Here is a 26,746-nt window from a genome sequence, read left to right as displayed (position 1 = left end):
TTTTGGACCGCTGCCGGTCCGGGGAACCTGAGCAAAATCAACTGGAGCGCAAGGGTGGCGACAATTCGCGCATCAACAGTTCGAGCTCGCGCTGATCGCCTGTACCGGTCTTGTCGAAGATCGTCGCCAGCTGCGACTTGACGGTGCCGTCCGAGACGCCGCCGGCCGCGGCGATCTCCTTTCGCGTCAGGCCGGCGGCAACGTGACCGGCGACGCGCCTTTCTGCCGCGGTCAATCCGAACAGGGCCGCAATGGCGTCCAGCGCCGGGATTGGTGCCGAACCGGCCGCCGCGATGAAGATCGCTGCAGCGGCGCGCTGCGAGATGCGCGCCGAGATTTCACGCCGCGCCAGCGGCATGACATGGGCCACCGCCGGAACGACCGTCCTGGCCAGGGGAATGTTGATGCCGCAAGGTCCGAGCGCGAATTCGTCGCGCGTGCCGAGCTGGACGGCACGGCCGATCGCGGCGTTGGCTTTGGCATAGGTGAAGGAAAGCTGTCCGCGCACGCAAGCGACCGAGATATTTTCGGCGAGCAGCGCTTCGGCTGACGGGTTGGCGAAGATGATGGTCATGTCTTCGGCGACGATCAGCACCGGATGGTCGAGGCTTTCGATGATGGAGCGGAAGATTTCGGCCTTGCGCCGCTCGGCCTCGAACAGGTCGCCGATGGTCACCGCGCGCCGCACATGCGGTGCCAACAGGCAGACAAGCTCGATATCCTCGCGGGAAATCTGGCGCCTGTCCTTGTCGGTCACCACCATCAACGTGCCGATCCGGGTCGGCCGCCTCATCAACGCCACCCAGAAGAAATCGTCCAGGCGGTTGGGTTGCACCCATTCGCGCACGATGCGGCTTTCGAGCCATCTCTGCCGGGTATCCGGGCCTTGCAGGGCGTAGATCGAATCGACGGTGAACGGCACGTCGATCTCCATCTTGGGAACCGCCGCATAGAACGGCACTTGCGAGCCGTAGTCATGCTTCAATGGCTCAAGAACTGCGGGATCGCCGCAGGACACCGAAAACCGCGCGGAGCTGGCGATCGTGTCGATGACGGCGAGCATGGCAAGCTGGCCTTCCGCCAGATTGCAGATGGCCTCGAGTGTCGCCTGCCAGCGGTCGACGTCGGCAATCGAATCGTAGATCGCCTCAACGACCTGCGGCAACGCGCGACCGGCCGTGCCCGCCAGCGATGACATGAGCCCCTCTCATTTGCCGTCCTTGAGGCAACGAAGCATCAACTGCTAGAATAACGCTGCGTAAGGTTGCCAACAACCTATTTCATCTGCTTCGGACGGCCGCGAAAATAACATCATCGTTTCGCTTTCCCGTCAGCCATTTGCTTGCCGGTTGCGGCAAGACCCTTGCCTTCGCAATGCCGTGACGCCATAAGCAGGAACAGGCGCCGCAGCCGCCGCGAGGACTTGCCACAAGGACTTGCCACGAGGATTTGCATGAAAACTTTCCTTCTGCAGTTTTTCACCTGGTGGAACAGCCAGACATTGGGAACGCGCTTCCACACCTGGCGGCATGGCAAGAAGGTCGGGCAGGACGAGGTCGGCAACGTCTATTATGAGGGCGGCGTCGATTCGGAAGGCCGCACCCGTCGCTGGGTCATCTACCGCGACTATTCGGAAGCCTCGGCGATTCCGCCCGGCTGGCATGGCTGGATCCATCATCGTGTCGACGTTGCGCCGCCAAGCGAAGACTACAAGCCACGCGACTGGCAAAAGCCGCATGTGCCGAACCTCACCGGCAGCCCCGCGGCCTATCGCCCGAAAGGCTCGGTGCTGACCAACCAGCATCGTCCGCAGGTGACGGGCGACTACGACGCCTGGACGCCTGGTTCGTGATCGATCGCCGCGACACGCGCGCGGTCCCCACGGGGGCGGTCCCCACGAGGGCGGTCCCCACGAGGGCGGTCCTTTGTCGCCACAATTGCTGTTTAGCTGTTTGCTGATCCGACAGCAGCAACTAGCCTTGGCGTTAAGAGAATCACCCCGGGCGCAAACCACCGGACCTTGAATGAGCATGTTCAGCCGAATTTTGACGGGCGGATTAACCGCGGTCGTTCTCGCTTCTATGGTGGCGCTCGCTGCTGCGCAGGAATTGGCGCCGCCTGCGCCGGACGCGTCGGTGGCGCCTGCAGCACCGGCAGTGTCCGAGCGCATCACCAATCCCGTCGCTGAATTCGCCGGCATCGACAAGATCACCGGCCGTATCATCACCTTCGATGTTTATATCGACGAGACGGTGCAGTTCGGCGCTTTGCAGGTGACGCCGCGCATCTGCTATTCGCGGCCCGAAAACGAAGAGCCGAAGACGGATTCGTTCGTCGAGGTCGACGAGATTACGCTCGACCGGAAGATACGCCGTATCTTCACCGGCTGGATGTTTGCCGAAAGCCCCGGGATCAACGCCGTCGAGCATGCCGTCTATGATATCTGGCTGAAGGGCTGCAAGCAGAAGTCCGACGTGCCGGCACCCGCCGCCCCCAAAACCAACTAGAATCTGTCAGTGCGCGGCGGATACCGCGCCCTGCGGAACCGCCGCGTTGCCCGAGCGTTGGTGCCTCTCTACGGAGGAGGTTGCCATGATGATGGCCAACAAGAACGAACTTCTCGACATCGAAAGGGGATTCTGGAGCGGCGGTGCCGACTATTTCAAGGCCAATGCCGATACCGACTGCCTGGTGGCCTTCCCGCAGATGGCGCGGGTGATGAGCAATACCGATCTGGCCGCAACTGCCACGGACCCGAACCGCTGGCGCGATCTCGACATCGACCTCAAGGGCATCATCGAGCCGGGCAGCGACATCGTCATGCTGACCTACGAGGCGCGTGCGACGCGGCAAGGTGGCGAAGCCTATGCGGCGCTGGTCAGCACCGGCTATGTCCACCGCGTCAATGGCTGGAAGATGATGTTCCACGCACAGACGCCGCTGGTGACGGCAGCAAAAGGCTGACCGGCCGCAAGAGCATTCCAGGAAATGTGAACGGCTTTCCGTCCGGAATTGCGTTTCTGTGAAACGATGAACCATTCCAGGTTATGGAAAAAACACGGCCTCGCCCTTCAGCGCCTCGGCCAGCATCTTCTCGTACTTGCCGCGCGGCACGTCGATTGCACCGAAGCGTTTGAGATGCTCGGTGGTGAACTGCGTATCGAGCAGTGCAAAGCCACGCGCCTTCAGGCGTTCGACGAGGTGAACCAGGCAGGCCTTTGACGCGTCGGTCTCCCTGGCGAACATGCTCTCGCCGAAGAACACGCGGCCGAGCGATACGCCGTAGAGCCCCCCGACCAATCGGTCGTTGTGCCAGGCCTCGACCGAATGGCAATGGCCCATCCGATGCAGTTCGATATAGGCTTCGCGGATCGGCGCGTTGATCCAGGTCGACCGACGTTCCTCGCGCCTTTCGGCACAGGCCTCGATCGTCGCCTCGAAGTCGAAATCGATGCGGAACTCGAACAGGTTCTTGCGGATCGTCTTTCTCAGGCTTTTCGGTATGTGGAACCCGTCGAGCGGAATGATGCCGCGCGTCTCCGGCCGCACCCAGAATACTTCGGGGTCATTGGCGCTTTCGGCCATCGGGAAGACGCCGGAGGCATAGGCTTTGAGCAAAAGGTCGGTCGGGATGCGATAACCGGGTGCGTAGGGACGGGTCATCGCTTCGCCCCTGTATCACTCGCCTTCGGCCAGGTATTTTTCCAGCCAGTGGATATCGTAGTCGCCATTGGCGATGTCGGCGTTGCCAACGAGGTCGCGAAACAGTGGCAGCGTCGTCTTGATGCCGTCGACCACGAATTCGTCGAGCGCGCGCCGCAGCCGCATCATGCATTCGACGCGGTTGCGGCCATGCACGATCAGCTTGCCGATCAGGCTGTCGTAGTAGGGCGGGATCTTATAGCCGGAATAGACGCCGGAATCGACACGGATGCCGAGGCCGCCCGGCGTGTGGAAATGGGTGATGGTGCCCGGCGAGGGGGTGAAGGTGCGCGGATCCTCGGCATTGATGCGGCATTCGATGGCATGGCCGTGGAAGCGGATGTCCTCCTGGCGCACCGAAAGTCCGCCGCCCGAGGCGACGCGGATCTGCTCGTGCACGAGGTCGATGCCGGTAATCGCCTCGGTCACCGGATGTTCGACCTGCAGGCGCGTGTTCATCTCGATGAAATAGAACTCGCCGTCCTCATAGAGGAATTCGATGGTGCCGGCGCCGGAATAGCCGAGATCGGCGATCGCCCTGGCGCAGACGCCGCCAATATGCGCGCGCTCCTCGGCATTGAGCGCCGGCGAGGGCGCTTCTTCCCAGACCTTCTGGTGGCGACGCTGCAGCGAGCAGTCGCGCTCGCCGAAATGCACGCCGCGCCCGGCGCCGTCGCCGAACACCTGCACTTCGATATGGCGCGGCTTCTGCAGATATTTCTCGATATAGACTGCGTCGTCGCCGAAGGCCGCACCCGCCTCCGAGCGTGCCGTCTGCAGCGCCACCTCGAGATCGGCCTCGCTACGCGCCACTTTCATGCCGCGCCCGCCGCCGCCGGCCGACGCCTTGATGATTACGGGGTAGCCGATCACGGCGGCAATGCGCTTGGCTTCCTTGTCCTCGGTGACCGCGCCGTCGGAGCCGGGCACCACGGGAATGCCGAGGCGTTTTGCGGTACGCTTGGCCTCGATCTTGTCACCCATGATGCGGATATGGTCGCCGGTCGGACCGATGAAGGTGATGTTGTGCGCGGCGAGGATGTCGGCGAACTTGGCGTTCTCCGACAGGAAACCGTAGCCGGGATGCACCGCGTCGGCGCCGGTGATCTCGCAGGCGGCGACGATCTGGTGGATGTTGAGATAGCTGTCGCGCGACGGCGGCGGGCCGATGCAGACGCTCTCGTCGGCGAGACGCACGTGCATGGCGTCGGCGTCGGCGGTCGAATGCACCACCACCGTCTGGATGCCGAGCTCCTTGCAGGCGCGCAGCACCCTGAGGGCGATTTCGCCGCGATTGGCGATGAGGATTTTCTGGAACATCTTTCGCCTGTTCCCGGCTCTACTCGATCACGACGAGCGGCATGCCATATTCGACCGGCTGCGCATCTTCAAACAGGATCGCCGTCACCGTGCCGGCGCGCGGCGAGGGGATCTGGTTCATCGTCTTCATTGCTTCGATGATCAGCAGCGTCTGGCCTTCCTTGACCTTCTGGCCGATTTCGATGAACGGCCTGGCGTCGGGCGACGGTGCCAGATAGGCGGTGCCGACCATTGGCGAGGCGACGGCGTTCTTTGACAAGTCGGGCGTCGCCGGGGCGGCCGCTGCCGCGGGCTGCGCGGCTGCCGGGGCATAGGCCGGCTGAGCTGCGGCGACGGCATGGACGGCCGGCGCCTGCCGCGAGACGCGCACCTTCAGATCGCCCAGCTCGACCTCGATCTCGGTCAGGTTGGTGTCGTTCAGTATGCCCGCCAGATCGCGGATCAGCTGCTGGTCAACACCGTTCTTCTTTATCGACATTTTCGAGCCTTCTGTTTGTTGGCCGGTCATAGGCGTGCAGCCAGCGCCTGCAGCGCCAGCGTGTAGCCGAGCGGCCCGAACCCGCAGATCATGCCGACGGCGACCGGCGCGACCATGGAGACGTGGCGGAATGGTTCCCGCGCGTGGATGTTGGAGAGATGCACCTCAGCGACCGGCAGCGGCGCGACGGCGCGGATGGCATCGTGAATGGCGATCGAGGTATGGCCGTAGGCGCCCGGATTGATGACGATCGCGGCGGCCTTGTCGGCGGCCTCCTGGATCCAGTCGACGAGGTCGCCCTCATGGTTCGACTGGCGGAAATCGATCTCCAGCCCAAGTGCGGCACCTGCCTGCTTGCAGTCGTCGGCGATCGCGGCAAGCGTCTTGCCGCCATAGATGCCCGGCTCGCGCTTGCCGAGCGCGTTGAGATTGGGGCCGTTCAGGACGAAAACCGTTTTCAAAAAATGCCGACCTTTCCCGGCGCGGCTAAGCCGGCGCGCCGGACCCTCTATAATGGGCATAGACGCTGGCGAAAAGAGCGCAAGTGCGTTCTTTCGCCGTCCACAACAGCCGGAAAACGGCCCGTGCCGGAAACCCGCAGCCTAATCGAAACCCGAATGCCGATCAGAGCGCGGCCTTCGCCGCCTCGATCTTTTCGGCCAGCACTTCCTGGCCAAGCGCGCCGAACACCACCTCGTTGCCGACGACATAGGACGGCGTTCCGGTAATGGCGAGCTTGGTGGCGAGGTCATAGGTCTTGGAGAAGGCCTCGGTGATGCTCGGGTCCTTCATCTTTTCGCGCAGCGCCGCCTCGTCGGCGCCGAGCGACAGCGCCACCTTGATCGCCGCCGCCTCGGTGGCGCGCCCCTGGCCGCCGAGCAGCGCATTGTGGAATTCGCCGTATTTCTCCGGCTTCATCAGATGGAAGGCCATCGAGACGACGCTCGCCTTCTGCGAATCCGGGCCGAGGATCGGGAACTCCTTGAGTACGAAGCGCAGGTCCGGATCGGCCTTGGTCAGCGCGCGCATGTCGTCGATGGCGCGTTTGCAGTAGCCGCAATTATAATCATAGAATTCGACGATGGTGACCTTGCCGTTCGGATTGCCGACAACACCGTCGAATGAGGAATTGAAGATCTGGTCCTTGGCGTCTTTGATGACGCCGAGACTGGCGACGCGCTGTTCTTCCTTCTGCTTGGCCTCGAGTGCCTGCTGGGCCTCCAGAAGCACTTCCGGGTTCTTCAGCAGATAGTCGCGGACGATGCCTTCGACTTCGGCACGGTCGAGCTTGGTACCTGAGGACGTCGTCTGGGCAAGCTGTGCCGTGCCGGCCTTCGCCGTCTGCGGATTGCCGGCGACGAAGCCGAACGCCAGCATGGCGAGAGCCGCTGCCACTCCGGTAGTGCCCAGCAGAATTGCCTTGGTCATGATCCTCGATCCTCTTGCCTGTGTTCGGGTCCGCCCGGTTTGGCTGTGTCGCAGCCTGCGTCCGAAAGGTTCACTTCTTCTTACCTGATGGTGCGTAGTTTATAATGTCCTGCGCGCGAAGCCAGCCCGGCTCGCCCCGCTTCATGCTCTGCTGCGCCCGCATGGCGAAGATTTTCGCATTCTTGTAGTCGCCGGAATAGAAATGCCCTTCGGCGGTTGCAAGCTCGGCGGCCGGGATGTTGCCGAGTTCCCCGTAAGCCTGTGCCAGATAGCGGTATCCGGCGGCGTTTTCGCGATCCCGTCCGAGGCCGGTGTTGATCTGCGCCACCGCCTTCTTCAGCGAATCCTGCGTGCCGATCGCCATCAGCGCCTGGCCGTAAGAGACCGGCAGCAGCCCCGATCGCGCCGGATCGAGGCTGACCGACTTGGCATAGGCGTCCGCCGCATCCTTCGGCCGGTTCGCCTTCATCAGGATGTCGCCGCGTAATTCCTGGAAATAGGGATTTTTCGGCTGTTCCTTGATCAACGCGTTGGTCTTGGTGAGCGCCGACGCCAGATTGCCGAACAGATAGGTCATCTGCGCGTCGCCATAGCGTGAGGCGACGCTGCCGGGGTTCTTGCGCATCAATCGCGACGCCGCCGCCTGGCCCTGCATGTAGGCGGCGATCTTTATGCGCATCATGTCGTGGCGCTGCTGCAGTGCCGGCGGGTCCACCTTGTCGACGTAAGGGCTCTGCTTCACCAGCACTTCGAGATTGGCGATACGCTCCTGCGGCATCGGATGGCTGATCCTGTAGGGATCGACTTGCGCGCCCGAGAGCGACAATGCGTTCTGGAAGCGGCCAAACGTCTTCAGCATGCCCATGCCGGACTGGCCGGTTGCATTGAGATAGGTGATCGCCGAACGGTCGGCGGTCATCTCTTCGGTGCGCTGATAAGCGAGGATACTGCGTTGCGCCATCTCGCCGCCGCCGGCCACCACGCCCATGCCGGCGCCGGCGAGACCGCGGCTGTTGCTGGTGGCGCCGGCCACCATGGCGCCGGCGCCAAGCAGCGTCGCCAGGATCGCCATCGTCTTGGCGCGCTCGAGCTGTTCTCGCAATTTCTGCTGGTGTCCGCCGGCGATATGGCCGGCCTCGTGGGCAATGACGCCAATGATCTCGTTGGGCGTTTCGGCCGTCATCAGCGCGCCGGTGTTGATGAACAGGCGGCGGCCGGCAACAAAGGCGTTGAAGCTCTGGTCGTTGACCAGCACGATGTTGATGGCGTCGCCCGACAAGCCCGCCGCCTTGAAGATCGGCCGCGCAAAATCGCGCACCAGCGCCTCGATCTCGGCATCGCGCACAACCGGCACATTCTGCGCAAAGGCATTGACCGAGCCGGCCAAGGCGACCACCGCGGCAAGCGAAAGCGTCGCGAGGGCGCGCGCTGTCCTGGCGATCGTCGATTTGGGTCCGCTCAACATGGCAGGTCCACTGGTAGACGAGTGGGCGAAGGATGAAAAGTCGGCAGCCTAAACTTACCGAACTTGTGATCCCCACACCAATCGGGCATTTGTGCGGCGCGGCCAGCATATGGCCGGCACGTGCGGACAAGTGTGGTGGATTGAAAAATGGTTGTTTCGCTTTCGCGCCGCGGCGCGGTCGAACCGTTCCATGCCATGGACATCCTGGCCGAGGCGAATCGGCTGAAAGCCAAGGGCCTGCCGGTCGTTTCTATGGCCGTCGGCCAGCCTTCCGATCCGGCGCCGGCCGGGGTTCGCGAAGCGGCGGCCAATGCCTTGAAAGCAGGCCGCATCGGCTATACCGACGCGCTGGGCCTCGCCGGTCTGCGCAAGGCGATCGCGGCGCATTATGGCGAGCACTACGGGCTTGACGTTTCGCCCGAGCGGATAGCCGTCACCACCGGATCGTCGGCTGCCTTCAACCTCGCTTTCCTGGCAATGTTCGATCCAGGCGACCGCGTCGCCATCGCAGCGCCCGGCTATCCTGCCTATCGCAACATCATGGCCGCGCTCGACATCGACATCGCCGAGATCGAGTTGGACGGCGCCGCCTATCTGCATGCCGAGCACCTGCAAGCCGCGCATCGTGAAAAACCGCTGAAGGGCGTGCTGTTCGCCAGCCCGGCCAACCCGACCGGCGCGGTCATTCCCGCCGGCGATCTCGAGGCGCTGGTCAAAACGGCGCAAGAGCTCGGCATCGCCGTCATCTCGGACGAAATCTATCACCGGCTGGCCTATGCGGCGCCCGACACGACGGCGCTTGCTTTCGCGGCGGATGTGACGGTGATCAATTCCTTCTCGAAATATTATTGCATGACCGGCTGGCGCATCGGCTGGATGGTGCTGCCGCAGGAACTGGTGCGGCCGGTCGAGCGCATCGCCCAGAGCCTCTACATCTCGCCGCCCGAACTGTCCCAGATTGCCGCGATCGAGGCGTTCAAGGCGACGCCAGAGCTGGAAGCGGTGAAGGCGCGCTATGCCTGGAACCGCGAGCTCCTGATGCAACGCCTGCCGGAGCTCGGCTTTGCTTTGGCCGCGCCTATGGACGGCGCGTTCTACGCCTTCTGCGACGTCACCAGGCACACCAATGACAGCATGGCGTTTGCGCGCCGGATGCTTGCCGAGGCGCACGTGGCGGCGACGCCGGGCCGCGATTTCGACCCGCTGCAAGGCCATCGCACGATGCGCTTTTCCTATGCCGGCAGCCACGACGACATGGTCGAGGCGATGGCGCGTATCGAACGCTGGCTGAAGTAGCGGGGGCGACGATGCCGGAGCTTGAACAGGCGCCTCAACTTGAACAGGCGTTGCGCGAGGTCGCCGCCGAAATGGCGGAGCGTACCGATCGCGGCGACGTCGCCAGCTATATTCCCCAGCTCGGCAAGATCGATTCGAAAAAATTCGGCATTTCCGCGGTGACCAATGACGGCCGCGTGCTGACCGCGGGCGACGCCGACGAGGCGTTTTCGATCCAGAGCATCTCAAAGGTGTTCACGCTGACGCTGGCGCTCGGCAATGTCGGCGACGCGCTGTGGCAGCGGGTTGGGCGCGAACCTTCGGGCAATCCGTTCAACTCGATCGTCCAGCTCGAGCACGAGAACGGCATTCCGCGCAATCCATTCATCAATGCCGGCGCCATCGTCGTCTCCGACATCCTGCTTGCCGGCCATCAGCCGCGCGAGGCGATCGGCGAGATCCTGCGCTTCATCCAGTTCCTGGCCGATGACGACACCATCATCATCGACCGCGAGGTCGCGGCGTCCGAACGCGCCACCGGCTTTCGCAATTTCGCGCTTGCCAATTACATGAAATCGTTCGGTAATCTCAATCACGCGCCGGAACTGGCGCTGGGCGTCTATTTCCACCATTGCGCTATCGCCATGAGTTGCCGGCAACTGGCCCTGGCCGGCCGCTTCCTTGCCAATGGCGGCAAGAACCCGGCGACCGGGCATTCCGTCGTCTCGGCAGAGCGCGCCCGCCGCATCGGCGCGATGATGCTGACCTGCGGCCACTATGACGGCTCCGGCGACTTCGCTTTCCGCGTCGGCATTCCCGGCAAGAGCGGCGTTGGCGGCGGCATATTGGGGATCGTGCCGGGCGTCGCCTCGCTTGCCGTCTGGTCCCCTGGCCTTAATGCCAACGGCAATTCCAGGCTGGGCTCGATCGCGTTGGAAAAACTGGCGAAGACGATGAACTGGTCGATCTTCGCGCCATAAGCATTTTGCAGCCAAATGGAATCATTTGGCGTCCGCACAAATGCGGCAAAACAAACAGTTAGAGCGGAATGCCCCATTCAATTTGAATGCATTCCGCTCTGGTGCCTGTCGCCTCGAATTGGGACAAAAAATCCCGCGCAGCCGATCGGCAGCGCGGGATTTTTTTTAATCAGAAAATCTGGCTAATGCACGGAAAAGCTTAGAAAAAGCCCTTCCGTTGCCACCAGCCGGCACGCTTCGGCTTGTCCTCGGCCTTTGCTTCCTCGGTCTTTGCCTCGTCGGTCTTTGCCTCGTCCGGGACGATCGAGGAGACGACCGGCACGACCGGAGCATCCACCGGTACCGGCTTGCGCCGCGACGGCCGGACCTTCGGCGTTTCCTCGGCAGCCGCCACTTCAGTCTCCTGCGAAGCCGGCGCAGCGGTCTCGCCGGAAGCCACGGAGGCGGCCTCGGCAGCCGATGTCTCGGCGCCCGCAATCTCGGCAACTGCTTCCGCCGCAACCTTCTTCGGCTTGGCGGCACGGCGCGGCTTCTTCGGCTTTTCGGCGCTCGGCATGTCGTCGTTCGCCGGAGCGAGCACCGCAAGCTCTTCGGCCGGCGGCGCACCTTCCGGCTCGCCGGTTACGGGCTCTGCTTCCGACACGGCACCTTCCGTCATGGCGGCTGGCTCGCCGGGGGCAGCTTCCAAGCCGTCCTCGCCGTCCTCACGGCGATTGCGCTTGCCGCCGCGCTTGCCGCGCCGGCGCTTCTTGCCGTGACCGTCGTCCGCCGCTTCCGCCGTTTCGGCAACACCGGCCGGCGTTTCACGTTCCGCTTCGGCGCCTTGATCGCCGGCGGCTACGAAGGCATCGTCTATCGGCGCCGAAACGGAAGCACCTTCCACAGCAGCGCCATGCTCGCGATCGCCATGTTCGCGTTCCCCGTGTTCACGATCCCCGTGTTCACGATCCTTGCCGCCGCGCCGTCTGCGGCGCTTGCGGCGCTTGCGATCGCGGCCTTCGCCGTCCTCGCCGGACCTTGGCTGCTGCGGCTGCTGGGCAGGGCGTGGCTGCTCGGCCTGCACCGGCGCCTCGTCTTCCTCTTCGATGACGATCTCGTCCTCGGGTTCTTCCGGCTCGACATAGGCCGGGAACGTGCGCGCCTCGACAAAGCCTTCCGGCTTTTCGGCCAGCGCGCCGCGGAAGATGGCATAGTGTTGTGCACCGACCGCGTCATCGGCTTCGATGGTGATGGTAACGCCGAAGCGGTGCTCGAATTCCACCAGCGTGCCGCGCTTGTGATTGAGCACATAGAGCGCGGTCGCCGCCGGCGTCCGCACCGTGATGTGGCTGCGCGAATCCTTGAGCAGGAATTCCTCGATTGCCCGCACCACCATCAGCGCGACCGACGAATCGGAGCGCACATGGCCTGTGCCGCCGCAATGCGGGCAAGGCTTCATGGTCGATTCCAGCACGCTGGCACGGATGCGCTGGCGCGACATCTCCATCAGGCCGAAATGCGAGATGCGGCCGACCTGGATGCGGGCACGATCGTTCTTGAGGTGATCCTTCAGCCGCTTCTCGACGGAGCGGTTGTTGCGGTTCTCCTCCATATCGATGAAGTCGATGACGATGAGGCCGGCGAGATCGCGCAGCCTCAATTGCCGGGCGACTTCCTCGGCGGCTTCCAGATTGGTGTGAAGTGCGGTGTCCTCGATCGAGTGCTCCTTGGTGGAACGGCCCGAATTGACGTCGATGGCGACCAGCGCTTCCGTCTGGTTGATGATGATGTAGCCGCCGCTCTTCAGCGTCACCTGCGGCTGCAGCATGCGGTCGAGCTGCGCTTCGATGCCGTTGCGCACAAAGATCGGCGTCGTGTCGCGGAACGGCTGAACCACCTTGGCGTGGCTCGGCATCAGCATGCGCATGAAGTCCTTGGCCTCGCGGTAGCCTTCTTCGCCGGAAACCAGGATCTCGTCGATATCCTTGTTGTAGAGGTCGCGCACCGAGCGCTTGATCAGGCTGCCTTCCTCGTAAACCAGGGCAGGGGCCGTCGATTGCAGCGTCAGATTGCGGACGTTTTCCCAAAGCCGCATCAAATATTCGTAGTCGCGCTTGATCTCTGCCTTGGTGCGGCTTTCGCCTGCCGTACGCAGGATGACACCCATGCCTTGCGGCACTTCGAGATCGGCGACCACTTCCTTCAGCCGCTTGCGGTCCTGCGCATTGGTGATCTTGCGCGAAATACCGCCGCCGCGTGCCGTGTTCGGCATCAGCACCGAATAGCGGCCGGCCAGTGAAAGGTAGGTGGTCAGCGCCGCGCCCTTGTTGCCGCGCTCTTCCTTGACGACCTGCACCAGCAGGATCTGCCGGCGCTTGATCACTTCCTGGATCTTGTACTGGCGGCGCACCGGCTTGCGGCGGTTGCGTACTTCTTCGAGCGCGTCTTCAGCGCCGACCGATTCGATCTCGTGATCGTCCGGATGCGAGGATTGCACCTCCTCCAGCATGCCGCGATCATTGTCTTCGGACGTCGCTTCGCCGCTTGTCTCGGCCCCGCTTGTCTCGACTTGTGGGACGGCTTCGGAGATTACGTCGGCATCGACGCTGGCAGCGATGGAACTCGATCCGCCTTCGGAAGGCTCGGTCTCGCCGCTATCGGCGACTTCTTCACTCTGCCCGGCGGCATCCTCGCTCTGTCCGGCAGTGTCGGACGTGGTGTTGTCGGCAACGGCATCCAGCTTTTCTGCGACGGCACCTTCGCCGTTCTCGCCATTCTCACCGTCGGCCGCGCCTGCCTCGCGCCTGTGCTCGCCGCGGTCGCGGCTCTTGCCGCCGCGCCGGCGTCCGCGCTTGCCACGGTCGCGGCTCTGGCGGTCCTCGCCTTCGGCGGCTTCCTCGTCCTCTTCGTCCTGGGCTTCCTGTGCTTCCGCACGCAGCAGCGCCTGACGGTCGGCGACCGGAATCTGGTAGTAGTCGGGGTGTATTTCACTGAAGGCGAGGAAACCGTGACGGTTGCCGCCGTATTCGACAAAGGCTGCCTGGAGGGAAGGTTCGACGCGCGTTACGCGGGCGAGATAGATATTTCCTTTGAGCTGCTTCTTGTCCTGGGATTCAAAGTCGAATTCTTCAATACGGTTACCGCGAACGACGACAACGCGTGTTTCCTCCGGGTGGGAGGCGTCTATCAGCATTTTGTTGGGCATTATTTCGTTTCCTCCCGGCAGCCGTCGGCCGCAGCTTGCAGGACACTGCCCGCTGCCGTGGACCTGGAACATGGGTGCCGGACAATTGAACGTCCGCCGGCCGCTGCCTGAGCGCCATGGCGGTGCCGCCCGCAGCCGTAGTGGCGCGGTTTGTTGCGGACCTTTCCATGATTGCGCTTGAAGCCATCGTCACCAGCAGAACCTTTTGAACCAAAGCCCGGGAAAAACCGGACCAGCTTGTTTGCTCATACAGAGCCGGCACGGGACAATCCCGGCCGTTTTGCTCACGCAGGCGATTCCCCCGCCACGGGAGCACGCCTGCGAAAATCGTCGCGATCACCGATGCCTTCTTCGCCTGAAGCGAAAGGAGCCGTCTTGCGTCTGACCTGTAGCAGGAAGCTGCGGAGGAGGACGGTTCCAGGATTGCAGTGATCCACCATCGCTTTTATGATTTGGCGGGTTGGAAGGCAACCCCGATTCCCGATGCCGGCAAAAAGCCGTTCCGCAGCGGAAGCCCAGGTTCCAAGCCTTCCATGAAAAGGCTTGGTTAACCTTCTCTGGATACCAATCGTTAATCGAGTTCGCGGCCTGCCAGCACTTTGACAAGCAATAGGGCACTTCGACAAGCGATCGGGCATGACGCCAACGGGAGCGATTGGTAGAAAGATGGGACTGGCAGGCTTCGCAGACAAGGGCCGTCATCATGGAGGCTGGTTCTTCCGCACCGCCTGCCTGCTGCCGCTGATCTTGGCTTGCCTGGTCTTTTCGCCGCTTTCGCGTGCTGCCGACGTACCGCTCGGCGCCACAAGCTACAAGATGGCCGGCGATGCCACCAAGATGCGCATCGTCATCAATTTCGACCGCGACCCCGACATCAAATGGTTCCTGCTGCGCGGCCCCAATCGTCTGGTCATCGATCTGCCGGCCACCAGATTTGCCCTCAATGCCAAGGATGTAAAGCCGCGCGGCCTTGTCCGCACGGTGCGTTACGGCGGACTCGGCGAGGGGAAATCGCGGCTGATTCTCACCGGCAAGGGACCGTTCGCCGTCGACAATCTCGACGTGCTCAAGAACGATGACGGCAACGGCTACCGGATCGCCATCGACATGTCGGCGGCCTCGCAGCGGGAATTCGACGCAGCGCTCGCCAATCAGGCGCTGACCACCGGTTCGACGGTCTCCGCCGACAAGGCCGGCAGGGTCGGTACCGGGCCGGTCTCCAATCCGGGCCATCGTTTCACCGTCGTCATCGATCCCGGCCATGGCGGCATCGACGGCGGCGCCGAGGGCCTGAACGGGACGGTCGAGAAGAACGTGACGCTCGCCTTCGCCATGGAACTGCGCGACAAGCTCGCCGCCAGCGGCAAATACGACGTGTTCCTGACGCGCGAAACGGACGAGTTCCTGCGACTCGACGACCGCGTGCGCATTGCCCGCCAGCATGAGGCCGACCTGCTCATCTCGATCCATGCGGACACGATCAGCCTCAAGGGCATTCGCGGCGCAACCGTCTACACCGTGTCCGACAAGGCTTCCGATCCCGAGGCGCAGGCGCTTGCCGACCGTGAAAATCTTTCCGACCAGTTCGCCGGCATGGAGATCAAGGACGACAGCAAGGAAGTGACCGATATCCTGATCGACCTGATCCGCCGCGAGACGCATAATTTTTCGATGAGCTTCGCCCATACTCTCGTCGGCCAGCTTTCCACCAGCGTCGGTCTGATCAATAACCCGCAGCGTTCTGCGGGCTTCAAGGTGCTGAAAGCGCCGGACGTTCCATCCGTGCTGGTCGAACTCGGCTATCTGTCGAACGCCAAGGACGAAGCGCAATTGCTCAGCGCCGATTGGCGCAACAAGGCGACCCAGAGCATAACCAACGCCGTTGCCCTGTTTGCTTCGGCCAGAAGCGGAACGGGGGCCGGAGGCTGAAATGTCCGCCGGCGCCCACAACCTGAAGCAGCGTTGCGCGGCGACAACACCCTGTGCTTTTATTTCCGGCATTCGAAACCGAAATCCCGCGCTGCCGTATTTTGCCCACATGGTCGCGACATGGATTTTGTGATTACGGTTTGGGATCGTCCCGAAAGCTTGCGTGAAGGGCGGCTTCGTTTAGGAAATTCCCGAACCAAGGACTGGAGCGGGTATGATTCGTCTCATTGGCTATTTCTTCGGCATCGGCACGACGCTGGCCCTTTTGGTCGCGGCGGGCGTGGCGATCTATATCGGCCATTTGTCGAAGGACCTGCCCGATTACGAGGTGCTGGCCAAATACGAGCCGCCGGTGACGACCCGCATCCACGCGTCGGATGGCGCGCTGATGGCCGAATATGCGCGTGAGCGGCGGCTTTATCTGCCGATTCAGGCGATCCCGGACCGTGTCAAGGCGGCCTTCTTGTCGGCCGAGGACAAGAACTTTTACAATCACCCCGGCATCGACGTGACCGGCCTTGGCCGGGCCATTGTCGTCAACCTGCAGAATGTTGGCTCGGGAAAGCGCCAGGTCGGCGCCTCGACCATCACCCAGCAGGTGGCGAAGAACTTCCTGTTGTCTTCAGACCAGACCTACGAGCGCAAGATCAAGGAGATGATCCTCGCCTTCCGCATCGAGCAGGCCTACTCGAAGGATCGCATTCTCGAGCTCTATCTCAACGAGATTTTCTTCGGCTTTGGCGCCTATGGCGTCGCCGGTGCTGCGCTAACCTATTTCGACAAATCGGTGAACGAGCTCACCGTGGCCGAAGCCGCCTATCTCGCCTCTCTGCCGAAGGGGCCGAACAACTACCATCCCTTCAAGCATGCCGATCGCGCCTTGGAGCGCCGCAACTGGGTGATCGACCAGATGGTCGAGAACGGTTACGTCACGCATGAGGAAGGCGAGAAGGCCAAGGCCGAGCCGCTCGGCGTCACGCCGCGCCGCACCGGCAACTATCTCTTCGCCGGGGAGTATTTCACCGAGGAAGTGCGTCGCCAGATCATCGCGCGCTATGGCGAGAATGCGCTCTACGAGGGCGGCCTTTCCGTCCGCACGACGCTCGATCCGAAGATGCAGCTGATTGCCCGCAAGGCCATGCAGAACGGACTTATGAAATTCGACACGCTGCGCGGCTACCGCGGGCCGGTCACGAGCATCGACGTTTCCGGCGACTGGGGTGTGCCGCTGGGCAACGTCAAGCGGTTGGAGGACGTGCCGGAATGGTCGCTCGCCGTCGTGCTCGACAGCTCGGCCACCGGCCTGTCCATCGGCCTGCAGCCGACGCGCCAGATCTCCGGCGAAATCGTCAAGGACCGCGTCGAAGGCACCGTCAGCAAGGAAGACATGAGCTTCGCCATGCGCCACGTGGTCGACGGCAGGACCGTCAAGGCGAAGTCGCCCGCCGACGTGCTGAAGCCGGGCGACGTGATTTTCGTGCAGAAGAACGACGGCTCGGACAACAGCTACAGCTTGCGCCAGGTTCCCGAAGTGGAAGGCGGCCTGATCGCCATGGACCCGCATACCGGACGCGTCCTGGCCATGGTCGGCGGTTTCTCCTACGCGCAGTCGGAGTTCAACCGGGCGACGCAGGCCATGCGCCAGCCGGGATCGTCGTTCAAGCCGATCGTCTATTCGGCCGCCCTCGACAATGGCTATACCCCCGCCTCGGTGATCATGGACGGGCCGATCACCATCCAGAGCGGCAACACGACCTGGACGCCCAAGAACTACGACGGAACGGTGGCCGGCCCGGCGACGTTGCGCTCCGGCATCGAGAAATCGCGCAACCTGATGACGGTGCGGCTTGCCAACGACATGGGCATGAAGCTGGTCGTGGAATATGCCGAGCGTTTCGGTGTCTACGACCACCTGGCGCCATATCTGCCGATGGCGCTGGGATCCGGCGAGACGACGGTGATGCGCATGGTGTCGGCCTATTCGATCATGGCCAATGGCGGCAAGTCGATCAAGCCGTCGCTGATCGACCGCATCCAGGATCGCTACGGCAAGACCGTCTTTAGGCAGGACGAACGCGGCTGCTCAAACTGCAATGCCGCCGAGTGGCAGGACCAGCCAGAGCCGGAGCTGGTCGACAACTCCGAGCAGGTGCTCGATCCGATGACCGCCTACCAGATCACATCGATGATGGAGGGCGTCGTGCAACGCGGTACCGGCGCCACCATCAACGAGCTTGGCCGTCACATCGCCGGCAAGACCGGAACGACCAACGACGAAAAGGATGCCTGGTTCATCGGCTATACGCCGAACCTCGTTGTCGGCCTCTATATGGGCTACGATCAGCCGAAAGGTCTTGGCAAGGGCGCAACCGGCGGCGGCCTTGCCGCGCCGATCTTCAAGGATTTCATGCGCGTGGCGCTGGATGGCACGCCCAATGTCGACTTCAAGGTTCCGGAAGGCATGAAGCTGGTTGCGATCAATCGCAAGACCGGCATGCGGGCCAACGCGGGCGACGCCGGAACCATCATCGAAGCCTTCAAACCGGGTACCGGTCCCGCCGACAGCTACTGGGTGATCGGCATGGGTGCGGACGGCTCCAACGCCACCGGCGGGGCGCTGTCGCCGCAGGCCAACCAGGCCATCCAGTCCGGCGGCGGCGGGCTCTACTGACAATCGCTACATCGGGTCGGGCCGGCTTGACGATGATGGTCGAGCCGGTCCATTCCGCTTTACAGGGGCCGGTACATTACAGGGGCCGGCGCTTTACAGGAGACCGTGCCGTCCCTATGTATCGCGCCACCAAACCGCCATCCAGCAACAGGACAGAACAGCCAGCCATGCGCGCGGAAACGCAAAATATTGTCGACGAGATCAGGCAGGCGATCACCCTGCTGAGGAGGCATCTTTGACTGGGACCAAGCCATAAAGCGGCTTGAGTACCTGAATGTGCGTGCCGAGGATTCGAGCCTCTGGAACGAGCCGTTGGAAGCGCAAAAGCTGATGCGCGAGCGTCAGGGCCTCGAGGAAGGTATTGCCGCGGTCAAAGGCCTCACCCAGGCCCTGGAAGACAATATCGGCCTGATCGAGCTTGGCGAGGAAGAGGGCGACGAGGGCGTAATCGCGGAGGCCGAAGCGGCGATCCGCTCGATGCGCGGCGAGGCCAAGGCGCGCCAGATCGAAACGCTGTTGTCGGGCGAGGCGGACGCCAACGATAGCTATCTGGAAGTTCATGCCGGCGCCGGCGGCACCGAAAGCCAGGACTGGGCCTCGATGCTTCTGCGCATGTATACGCGCTGGGCCGAGCGCCGCCGCTTCAAGGTCGAGGTGCTGGAGGTGCATGACGGCGAAGAGGCCGGCATCAAGTCCGCCACGCTGCTGATCAAGGGCCACAACGCCTACGGCTGGCTGAAGACGGAATCCGGCGTGCATCGTCTCGTGCGCATTTCGCCGTATGACAGCAATGCGCGCCGCCACACCTCCTTCGCCAGCGTCTGGGTCTATCCCGTCATCGACGATACGATCGACATCGACGTTTCCGAATCCGACGTCCGTATCGACACGTATCGTTCCTCGGGATCGGGCGGCCAGCACGTCAACACCACCGATTCGGCCGTGCGCATCACCCATCTCGCCACCGGCATCGCGGTCGCCTGCCAGGCCGAGCGCTCCCAGCACAAGAACAAGGCCAAGGCGTGGGAAATGTTGCGCTCGCGGCTTTACGAGGAAGAGCTGAAGAAGCGCGAAGCCGTGGCGAACGCCACGGAAGCGTCGAAGAGCGATATCGGCTGGGGCCACCAGATACGGTCCTACGTGCTGCAGCCCTATCAGTTGGTGAAAGATCTGCGCACCGGTGTCGAGAGCACCAGCCCGTCGAGCGTGCTCGACGGCGACCTCGACGATTTCATGGAGGCCTCGCTGTCGCAGCGGATCGAGGGTGGCGCCGGTGAAACGGTGGCCGATATCGACTGAGGCCGCCGGCACCAATCCGGCTGCATGTGGGTTCATCACGCGAGAGTTACGGCCATCGTGCGAGAGTGACGAGCTCTCAATTTGCACCTACCTGTCGTTCTACAACTTTGTTTTTCGTAGAGTTTTTCAAAATCGATTTCGGCTTTTGACGCGGATGCCTCGGGCCTGCCGGTGCCAAGCCTGGAACCAGCGCGAGCCAAATCCCGTTATTGGCGATCCCGCTGCCGGGGTTGACCAGGTTTCGTCAATCAGGACGGCAGGTTGGTTCCGGCTGCAGAGGTCGGCGTTCGATTGCGACAGCAATTCCTTGCGCCAACCAAGGAATCAGCCCAGCATTCATGCGCTGGGGAGGAAAAAAGCATTTATGGCCGGACGCGGCGTATCTGCGACCTGACGATCCGGCCACTGGGAAGACACGTTCCGGGAACGGGCAAGCGAAATGCTTGACAACCGTTGATAGGAACTGCGCTCATGCCTGCTCTCACAACCAGACCGGCCCCAGTCGCCCGCACGGCGCGCCGACTCCTGAATTCACTTGTCGCGGCAGTGGTTTTGATTGCTGCCGCCATTCCATTTGCGGCGCCTGCTCTGGCGCATGATGCCAAGCCGACCGCGGCAATGCCGCAAGGCTGGAGCTATCCGTTCTCCTGCTGCTCGGGCTATGATTGCCGCGAGGTCTCTCAGACATCGATCAGCGAACGTCCCGAGGGCTATGTCATCAAAGGAACCGGGGAAGTCGTGGCCTATAGCGACAAGCGGATCAAGAATTCGCCCGACGGCGAATATCATTGGTGCTCCGTTGCCGGTGCCAATGACGGAAAGACCATCTGCCTGTTCGTGCCCCCATCGTCCTACTAGCGCATGACGCCCAAAAGCTTGCCCACGGGCTGACCCGAGCGTGTGCAGCGGTTTTGGATCAATGGGCCTTCGATCTGTGCATCGCAGGCTCACAAGCCTGCTGACCGGCAGTTGTCAGGAGCGTTTCTTTATGCTGCCTTTGCCGTACGGGGCGGCGGCATTGTGAGGGACCAATTCATGACCATCAAGGCAAGCTGCCACTGCAAGGCGACGACGTTCGAGGTTTCGCAAGCGCCGCAGACAGTGACGCGATGCACCTGTTCCTTTTGTTCGAAACGCGGTTCGTTGTGGGCCTATTACACTCCATCGCAATTCAGACTCACCAGCCCGCCGGAGAATGTTTCGTTCTACCAGTGGGGATCGAAAACCATAAAACACGGTTTTTGCGCCACCTGCGGCTGTGGCACCTTCACCGAGACGCCGGACTGGTCGACAGGCGAGCCGAATTTCGACAATCCGAAGATCAGCGTGAACTCGCGGCTGTTCGACGATTTCGATCTCGACAAGGTCGAAGTGGTGATCATCGACGGCAAGAATCTCTGGTAGCCGGTCGAATTGCGATGGTCGCGCGAGCCGCTGCAGGCGTGTGGAATTGAGCCGGGGAAAGCCGCGGCAACGGCTTTTGCTGGTCCGTTTTTCGCCGCATTTCATGGTACAAGTCGCTGGAAGGGCTGATGCGGTGCGCCGTTGTGCGGCCGTGGAATGGAGAGGGACCACCATATGAAAAAGATTGTGCTCGCCGTCGTGGCGACGGCTGTGCTCGTGAGCGCATGCACCACCGATCCCTACACCGGGGAACAGAAGGTTTCCAATACCGCTGCCGGCGCCGGTCTCGGTGCTTTGGCGGGTGCCGGGCTCGGCATGCTTGCCGGCGGTAACGACCGCCGCAACGCGCTGATCGGCGCGGGCATCGGCGCGCTTGCCGGCGGTGCCATCGGTGCCACCATGGACCAGAACGAGGCCGAACTGCGCAGGCAGCTTCAGGGCACCGGCGTCAGCGTCACCCGCACCGGCGACCAGATTATCCTCAATATGCCGTCCGACATCACCTTCAACGTCGACCAGGACGCGGTGAAGGCCGGTTTCTATCCGGTGCTGAATTCAGTGGCCCTTGTGCTGAAAAAGTTCCGCCAGACCACGGTCGACGTGTTCGGCCACACCGACTCGACCGGCGGCGACGAGCACAATTTCGACCTGTCGCAGCGCCGCGCCCTGGCGGTCGCCAACTATCTGTCCGGGCAGGGCGTCGATTCCCGCCGCTTCGCCGTCACCGGCTTCGGCAAGACGCGTCCGATCGCCTCCAATGCGACGGCTGCCGGCCGGGCTCAGAACCGCCGCGTCGAGATCCAGCTGTCGCCGCTCACCTGAGGCAAGCACATGAACCGAGAGCGGCCCCGCAAGGGGCCGCTCCAATGGTTATGCCGGGCCACCGACCGTCGGCGCCCTTCGTTCGTGATGTCAGGACCGGGCCGGCTGATCGACAATCGCGGCAACGATCCGGCGCACGATCGGAAGCACAATCAGCAGACTGGGAAACGCGACAAGCCATGAAGCGCCCCATGCATAGCTCCAGGCCGCTATAAACCCGTTCGTCCAGCCTGCGCCGATTGCCGTCGAAACCGCCGAGACAATCGAGGACATCAGAATCGAAAGAACCAACGGCATCACCACCGCGCCGTAGGAGGGCGGCAGCTTTCTCAACTTGAAGGCTCGGTCCGGTGATGCTTGCATCGAAATCTCCTAATAAAAAAATATGCGTAGGCGTTATTGTGAGGACGATCAGGCGGCATATGCCGTCTGCAGCGCCAATTCCTGAATGAAGCTTCGCAGCGAACGCGGCTCGCGGCCAAGCACGGCACGCAACGTCAGAATGTTCCCGCCGAGGCCGTATTTGGCGTAGTGGCTGTGTACTTTGGCCAGCATCTGCAACTGCCGGTCGGTATAGGGAAGGCGGGCCTTCGCCGCCCAGTCCTGAAATGTCGGCTCGCCCGCCGACACCGGCCGGCCAAGCGCTTCGCTCATCATGGCGACGACCTCTTCGCGGCTGTGCATACCGTCGGCGCACAGCTCGAGGGTCGCATAGGACAAACGCGCTTCGGTCAGTGCGATTGCCGCCACTTCAGCCACATCGCGATAGTCGACGCGGGCGAGCTTCGCCGTCCTTGGAAACGGCTCGGCGAAAACGCCGTGCTCGACGACGGACGGCCAGGCCGCCGCGATATTTTGCATGAAATTGGCCGGGTGCAGAATGGTGTACTCCATGTTCGTCGAATAGAGGGCAGCTTCGACGGGTACCTTGCTTGCATGGTTTTCCAGCCTCGTATTGGTCGGCTGAATCACCGACGAAAAGACGAACTTTCGAACGCCTGCTCGCGCCGCCGCCTCAACCATGGCAACCCCCATGGCGGCTTCGTCGGGAGCAAAGGCCGGTCCGATGTGGAAGACACCGTCGACACCTTTCACGGCCTGCTCAAGGCTCCGATGGTTGCGGAGATCTCCGATCGCGATCTCGGATGCGCCGGCTTTCCGGGCTTTTTCGGCACTCGCGGTGTCACGAACAAGCGCTCGAACCCTGGCATTGCGGCGGACGAGTTCAGGCACCACCAAACCGGCAACGCGGCCTGCGGCGCCTACGACCAGGACGGTTGGACTGGGTGTTCGCATGATGATCTCCTTCCCTCGAGTGTGCCTTTCGGCCTGTGCAGGAACATAAAATCTAGCGAACTGCGTTACAATTGAGCGAGTTTGCGATAGTTTCTCCCGATTATCGGGAGAATGAGCGATGAGCGATGAGCCGGATAGATGATTTCGAAGCCTTCATTGCCATTGTCGAGCATGGCAGCCTGACGGCTGCCGCACGCCGGCTGAACCGCTCATTGCAGTCGGTCAGCCGGTCCCTGGCGACATTGGAGGAGTCAATCGGGGTCGAGCTTCTGCACAGGACGACACGCCGCTCGACGCCGAGCGAAGCCGGAGCGGCCTTTTTCCAGCGCATCAAGCCCGCCATCGAGGAAATTAACGAAGCCAGGCTTCAGGCGGCCAACCGACGGTCGGAGCCGTCGGGCATCCTGCGCGTGAGTGCCCCGGTTCTGTTCGGCCCGGATTTCCTGATGCCGGTCATCGCCGACTATATGCGGACATATCCCCGCGTCGAGGTTGACCTCCAGCTTTCCGATGAATTTGTCGATCTTGATGCCGAGGGTCTCGATTTGGCGGTCCGGATCGGCAATTTGCCGGATTCCAATTTACGTGCGAAGCGCCTGGGCGCGCTGCGACGCGTGGTGTTCGGCGCACCTGCCTACTTCCAGCAACACGGCCGACCGGCCCATCCGCTCGAATTGCGTGAGCATGAATGCATCGTACGAACCGTCGACGGCCGCCCAGGCGAATGGATGTTTCAGATTGAAGGCAAGCCCCGGTCGGTGAAGGTCGCGGGCACTTTCCGGTCGAATTTGATGATATCCATCTATGCAGCCGCGGTTCACGGATTGGGTCTGGGCTACTCGCCGCTTTGGCAGATAAAACACCTGGTGGACGACGGCCGCCTGGAACTGGTTCTGACCGAATTCGAGCCAGTGCCGGTGCCGATACACGCCGTGTGGCCGGAAGGCAGATTATCCTCGGCCAAAGTCCGTGCTTTTCTGGACCTGCTGGCATCCCGCCTGGAACTCAAGAATCTTTAGGGCGCAAAACCATTTTGAGCGCCGATCTTACCTCATCGACATCAAGTTCGTGATCAGAACTGCCTTGGCGGCGTCGAGTGCGGGTTGATGGACCTCCGAATGACCGATGTCCTTCAGCTGATCGGTCGTCAAATCTGCCAGTGCCCTGCGTCTCGCGACGGTCCGCCGCCACCCTGTGAAGGCAGTGATCATCATTGCTGCGCTTTTCAGGCCAGACCCAAGCAAGCGGCGTTTGGAAACGCTGCTGCCGACGCGAGTTCCCGTGTGAGCCATTTCTTAGTCTCCCGTTTCGAGTTTGCGGGTGGGAGCGTGCCACGCAGGTGTTTTCGGGCTGTTCGGCTCTGCGTGAACAACTGGGAGAAGTCCGACGATCCGCCGTTAAATCGGTGTTAAATCAATCTACCGAGATGCTATTCTGTCGCTGCGGTCAAAGTCTGGAGACGATTTGTGCGCATCCGGTTGCTTGGTGGCCTGGAGGTTACTTCCCCGGAGCATCGGCCTGTCCGGTTCGCCACACGCAAGACTTCGCTTCTTTTTGCTGCTCTGGTTCTCGCAGGCCGCCGCGGCCATCGTCGCGAGCAGCTTTCCGAAGCCTTTTGGCCGGGGCGAAGCAATGGGCAAGCCCGCAATAGTCTGCGGCAAGCGCTGGTCGACATCAGGCGCACGTTCCCCGCCAGCTCGGATGCCACCGTCTACATCGATGGAGATCAGGAAACAGTTGCGCTGATTGCCGGACCGGATGAGGCGGACATCTCGATCTTCGACCGGAAGCTGGAGGAGGGCCGGACCACCGATCTCGCCTTCGCTGCGGATCTCTATCGCGGTGATCTGCTTGCCGGGCAAACGATTCCTGACGAACTGGACGAGTGGTTTGGACCGTATCTGAGCAAGTATCAGCGCAAAGCGCTGCAATTGGTCGATCGGCTGAGCCTTGCGCTGCCCGCACCCGGCTCAGCGGAAGAGACGGCCTGCGAAGGGCTCGCGGAGAGATTGCTCGCCTCGGATTCGACGGCGGAGGCAGCCCATCGGGCGCTGATCCGCATCCACGCTCATCGGGGCCACGAAAACGCCGCTTTGCGCCAGTTCGAGCTGTGTCGGGCAGCTTTAAAAAAACATCTGAATGCGGACCCAGAGGAGCAGACAAGCTCACTTGCAGCTTCCCTGCAGTCCCGCGAACGACCTGAACGTCAGCGGCCGGAGCCAAGTTCTGGCGCCGTATCACTGGTGCAGGTTCTGGCAGTCCCGACGAGGCGCGACGACCAGCCGTCGATTGCGGTGCTGCCGTTTCAGAATCTAAGCGGTGATGTGGAGCAGGAATATTTCGCCGACGGCATGGTGGAAGACATTGTCACCGCCTTGGCTCACTTTCGTCACCTGTTCGTGGTCGCACGGAATTCGAGCTTCACCTACAGGGGACGGTCCGTAGACATAAAGCAGGTCGGGCGTGAGCTGGGCGTGCGCTATGTGGTCGAGGGAAGTGTTCGCCGGGCGGGCGACCGCCTGCGCATCGCCGGGCAGCTCATCGACACCTCGACGGGGGCCTATCTCTGGGCCGACCGTTTTGATGGAACGCTCGCCGAAGTTTTCAATCTGCAGGACCAGGTCGCCTCGAGCATCGTCGGCGCAATCACACCGAAAATGGAGGAGGCTGAGATCGAGCGTGCCAAACGCAAACCGACAGAAAGCCTCGATGCTTATGACTACTATCTCCGCGGGCTGGCGGCCTTTGACCGAACGATCACTCGTAGATCGGCCATTGACGACGCCTTGCGCCTCTTCATGAAGGCGATCGACCGTGACCCGGAGTTCGCGATAGCTCATGCGCGGGTGGCGCGGTGCTACGCTACCCGAAAAAGCAACGGCTGGATGGTCGACCGTGCAGAAGAGATTGCCGAAGCTACTCGACTGGCCAGGAGAGCGGTCGAACTCGGAAGGGACGATGCAATTGCGCTTTCCTACGGTGGATACGTCCTCGGCTACGTAGGCGGCGACCTTGATGATAGTGCGGCTTGCATCGATCGCGCGCTCGCTCTCAACCCGAACTTGGCCGCTGCTTTGGGCGTCAGCAGCTGGGTGAGGGCTTGCTTGGGCGAGCCAGGCAAGGCCATCGAGCACGCCGCGCTTGCCATGCGCCTAAGCCCATTGGATCCACGCCTGTTCGCTTGGCAGTTCAACACCGGGCTCGCTCATTTTTGTGCAGGCCACTACGGTGACGCCGTCGCTTGGGCGGGAAAGTCGCTGCGGCACCAGCCGAACTACGTGAGCGCGATGCGTGTAGTGGCGGCGGGTCATGCCCTTGCGGGGCGCCTAACGGAAGCGCAGCAAATGATGGCCCGGCTTTGCGAGTTCGATCCCTCGCTGCGGCTTTCGAATCTCGCCGACGTGCTGCCGCCGTTTTATCGACCGGACGATCGCAGCAGATATATCGAAGGCCTTCGCAAGGCGGGCCTGCCGGACTAACCCCATCTCAGCGC

Annotated in this window: 25 protein-coding genes; 14 read left to right on the top strand and 11 right to left on the bottom strand. The window is 62.4% G+C overall.

Annotated features, from left to right (window positions below):
* Positions 1-37 precede the first annotated feature (37 nt).
* Positions 38-1,198 carry a helix-turn-helix transcriptional regulator gene (locus NKJ55_RS18350; protein WP_352451096.1) on the bottom strand — a complete coding sequence of 387 codons (1,161 nt, stop codon included), beginning with the start codon at positions 1,196-1,198 and terminating at the stop codon, positions 38-40.
* Between the two features lie 255 nt (positions 1,199-1,453).
* Here NKJ55_RS18350 and NKJ55_RS18345 point away from each other — a divergent pair, with 255 nt between their 5' ends.
* From NKJ55_RS18345 to NKJ55_RS18335, 3 genes are all read left to right on the top strand, one after another.
* Entirely contained in the window at positions 1,454-1,852 is a 399-nt protein-coding gene (locus NKJ55_RS18345) for an NADH:ubiquinone oxidoreductase subunit NDUFA12 (RefSeq protein WP_023674818.1), read from the top strand.
* A gap of 172 nt (positions 1,853-2,024) precedes the next feature.
* A complete protein-coding gene (locus NKJ55_RS18340) occupies positions 2,025-2,507 on the top strand; it encodes a DUF2155 domain-containing protein (protein WP_352451095.1) in 483 nt (160 codons plus the stop codon).
* 88 nt (positions 2,508-2,595) lie between these two features.
* Positions 2,596-2,964 carry a hypothetical protein gene (locus tag NKJ55_RS18335; RefSeq protein ID WP_352451122.1) on the top strand — a complete coding sequence of 123 codons (369 nt, stop codon included), beginning with the start codon at positions 2,596-2,598 and terminating at the stop codon, positions 2,962-2,964.
* Between the two features lie 81 nt (positions 2,965-3,045).
* Here NKJ55_RS18335 and aat read toward each other — a convergent pair whose 3' ends face one another.
* The 6 genes from aat to NKJ55_RS18305 form a co-directional block, all read right to left on the bottom strand.
* Positions 3,046-3,663 carry a leucyl/phenylalanyl-tRNA--protein transferase gene (aat, locus tag NKJ55_RS18330; RefSeq protein WP_023674821.1) on the bottom strand — a complete coding sequence of 206 codons (618 nt, stop codon included), beginning with the start codon at positions 3,661-3,663 and terminating at the stop codon, positions 3,046-3,048.
* A gap of 15 nt (positions 3,664-3,678) precedes the next feature.
* Positions 3,679-5,022 carry an acetyl-CoA carboxylase biotin carboxylase subunit gene (accC, locus tag NKJ55_RS18325; protein WP_352451094.1) on the bottom strand — a complete coding sequence of 448 codons (1,344 nt, stop codon included), beginning with the start codon at positions 5,020-5,022 and terminating at the stop codon, positions 3,679-3,681.
* 19 nt (positions 5,023-5,041) lie between these two features.
* Entirely contained in the window at positions 5,042-5,500 is a 459-nt protein-coding gene (accB, locus tag NKJ55_RS18320) for an acetyl-CoA carboxylase biotin carboxyl carrier protein (protein ID WP_352451093.1), read from the bottom strand.
* A 26-nt stretch (positions 5,501-5,526) separates the two neighbouring features.
* Positions 5,527-5,961: a type II 3-dehydroquinate dehydratase gene (gene aroQ, locus NKJ55_RS18315; protein ID WP_031211260.1), complete on the bottom strand. Its 435-nt coding sequence runs from the start codon at positions 5,959-5,961 to the stop codon at positions 5,527-5,529.
* Between the two features lie 163 nt (positions 5,962-6,124).
* A complete protein-coding gene (locus tag NKJ55_RS18310) occupies positions 6,125-6,928 on the bottom strand; it encodes a DsbA family protein (RefSeq protein WP_352451092.1) in 804 nt (267 codons plus the stop codon).
* A 70-nt stretch (positions 6,929-6,998) separates the two neighbouring features.
* Entirely contained in the window at positions 6,999-8,393 is a 1,395-nt protein-coding gene (locus NKJ55_RS18305) for a M48 family metalloprotease (RefSeq protein ID WP_352451091.1), read from the bottom strand.
* 147 nt (positions 8,394-8,540) lie between these two features.
* On the opposite strand from NKJ55_RS18305, the gene NKJ55_RS18300 reads away from it, so the two are divergent.
* Complete coding sequence (locus NKJ55_RS18300) at positions 8,541-9,689, top strand: pyridoxal phosphate-dependent aminotransferase (RefSeq protein ID WP_352451090.1); 1,149 nt, start codon at positions 8,541-8,543, stop codon at positions 9,687-9,689.
* An 11-nt stretch (positions 9,690-9,700) separates the two neighbouring features.
* Positions 9,701-10,648, top strand: coding sequence for a glutaminase (locus tag NKJ55_RS18295; protein ID WP_352451089.1), 948 nt, complete (start codon positions 9,701-9,703; stop codon positions 10,646-10,648).
* Between the two features lie 199 nt (positions 10,649-10,847).
* Here NKJ55_RS18295 and NKJ55_RS18290 read toward each other — a convergent pair whose 3' ends face one another.
* Positions 10,848-13,832: a ribonuclease E/G gene (locus tag NKJ55_RS18290; RefSeq protein WP_352451088.1), complete on the bottom strand. Its 2,985-nt coding sequence runs from the start codon at positions 13,830-13,832 to the stop codon at positions 10,848-10,850.
* A 666-nt stretch (positions 13,833-14,498) separates the two neighbouring features.
* Here NKJ55_RS18290 and NKJ55_RS18285 point away from each other — a divergent pair.
* The 7 genes from NKJ55_RS18285 (at position 14,499) to NKJ55_RS18255 (ending at position 21,957) form a co-directional block, all read left to right on the top strand.
* The gene (locus NKJ55_RS18285) at positions 14,499-15,761 is read left to right on the top strand and encodes an N-acetylmuramoyl-L-alanine amidase (protein ID WP_352451087.1); all 1,263 of its coding nucleotides are present in this window, start codon (positions 14,499-14,501) and stop codon (positions 15,759-15,761) included.
* Between the two features lies 1 nt (position 15,762).
* Complete coding sequence (locus NKJ55_RS18280) at positions 15,763-15,894, top strand: hypothetical protein (RefSeq protein WP_352451086.1); 132 nt, start codon at positions 15,763-15,765, stop codon at positions 15,892-15,894.
* Between the two features lie 81 nt (positions 15,895-15,975).
* Positions 15,976-18,432, top strand: coding sequence for a penicillin-binding protein 1A (locus tag NKJ55_RS18275; protein ID WP_352451085.1), 2,457 nt, complete (start codon positions 15,976-15,978; stop codon positions 18,430-18,432).
* 167 nt (positions 18,433-18,599) lie between these two features.
* A protein-coding gene (prfB, locus tag NKJ55_RS18270; protein ID WP_352451084.1) for a peptide chain release factor 2 occupies positions 18,600-19,731 on the top strand; the annotation gives its coding sequence in 2 pieces (ribosomal slippage) (positions 18,600-18,665 and positions 18,667-19,731; 1,131 coding nt in all).
* Between the two features lie 471 nt (positions 19,732-20,202).
* On the top strand, positions 20,203-20,589 hold the full coding sequence (locus tag NKJ55_RS18265) for a hypothetical protein (RefSeq protein WP_031212810.1): 387 nt from the start codon (positions 20,203-20,205) through the stop codon (positions 20,587-20,589).
* A gap of 177 nt (positions 20,590-20,766) precedes the next feature.
* Complete coding sequence (locus NKJ55_RS18260; protein WP_352451083.1) at positions 20,767-21,135, top strand: GFA family protein; 369 nt, start codon at positions 20,767-20,769, stop codon at positions 21,133-21,135.
* Between the two features lie 174 nt (positions 21,136-21,309).
* Positions 21,310-21,957 (top strand): YiaD family glycine zipper/OmpA-like lipoprotein, encoded by a 648-nt coding sequence (locus NKJ55_RS18255; protein WP_023679922.1) that lies wholly within the window; start codon positions 21,310-21,312, stop codon positions 21,955-21,957.
* 90 nt (positions 21,958-22,047) lie between these two features.
* Here NKJ55_RS18255 and NKJ55_RS18250 read toward each other — a convergent pair whose 3' ends face one another.
* A complete protein-coding gene (locus NKJ55_RS18250) occupies positions 22,048-22,320 on the bottom strand; it encodes a DUF2798 domain-containing protein (protein ID WP_023679921.1) in 273 nt (90 codons plus the stop codon).
* A gap of 48 nt (positions 22,321-22,368) precedes the next feature.
* Positions 22,369-23,253, bottom strand: a complete 885-nt coding sequence (locus NKJ55_RS18245; protein ID WP_352451082.1) for an NmrA/HSCARG family protein — start codon at positions 23,251-23,253, stop codon at positions 22,369-22,371.
* A gap of 125 nt (positions 23,254-23,378) precedes the next feature.
* On the opposite strand from NKJ55_RS18245, the gene NKJ55_RS18240 reads away from it, so the two are divergent.
* Complete coding sequence (locus tag NKJ55_RS18240) at positions 23,379-24,272, top strand: LysR family transcriptional regulator (protein ID WP_352451081.1); 894 nt, start codon at positions 23,379-23,381, stop codon at positions 24,270-24,272.
* A gap of 27 nt (positions 24,273-24,299) precedes the next feature.
* Here the strand turns inward: NKJ55_RS18240 and NKJ55_RS18235 are convergent, their stop codons facing one another.
* The gene (locus tag NKJ55_RS18235) at positions 24,300-24,464 is read right to left on the bottom strand and encodes a YjiS-like domain-containing protein (RefSeq protein ID WP_352451121.1); all 165 of its coding nucleotides are present in this window, start codon (positions 24,462-24,464) and stop codon (positions 24,300-24,302) included.
* Positions 24,465-24,719: 255 nt separating this feature from the next.
* Here NKJ55_RS18235 and NKJ55_RS18230 point away from each other — a divergent pair, with 255 nt between their 5' ends.
* Complete coding sequence (locus NKJ55_RS18230; protein WP_352451080.1) at positions 24,720-26,732, top strand: BTAD domain-containing putative transcriptional regulator; 2,013 nt, start codon at positions 24,720-24,722, stop codon at positions 26,730-26,732.
* Positions 26,733-26,746: the final 14 nt, after the last annotated feature.

Origin of the sequence: Mesorhizobium sp. M0106, assembly GCF_040322715.1 — a bacterium.
GTDB lineage: Bacteria > Pseudomonadota > Alphaproteobacteria > Rhizobiales > Rhizobiaceae > Mesorhizobium.
This window is presented reverse-complemented; position numbering and strand designations above follow the sequence as displayed.